This window comes from Aurantimonas sp. 22II-16-19i (assembly GCF_002088275.1).
Taxonomy (GTDB): Bacteria; Pseudomonadota; Alphaproteobacteria; order Rhizobiales; family Rhizobiaceae; genus Jiella.
The window spans coordinates 1-342 of the sequence record NZ_AQQS01000098.1; the positions used below are offsets into that span (position 1 = coordinate 1).

The following is a 342-nucleotide window of genomic DNA, read 5'->3' on the forward strand; positions in this document are numbered from 1 at the left end:
TCGCCAAGATGGTGTTCGTCGCCGCCGTCCCGCCGCTGATGCTGAAGACCGCGGCCAACCCGGAAGGAACGCCGCTGGAGGTCTTCGACGGCATCCGCAAGTCGACCGCCGAGGACCGCTCGCAGTTCTTCCTCGACATCACCATGCCCTTCTACGGCTTCAACCGCGACGGCGCGAAGGTGAACGAGGGTCTGCGCCACGACTTCTGGCGGCTCGGCATGATGGGCTCGATCAAGGCCGAATACGACTGCGTCCACGAGTTCTCGGAGGTCGACTACACCGAGGACCTGAAGAAGATCGACAAGCCGACGCTGGTCATCCACGGCAACGACGACCAGATCG

General features: G+C 63.5%; 1 protein-coding gene. It reads left to right on the plus strand.

Annotated elements, in window-relative coordinates; genetic code table 11:
* Window positions 1-342 (plus strand): alpha/beta hydrolase (locus ATO4_RS26770; protein WP_139802746.1); only part of this gene is annotated, 342 nt, incomplete at both ends.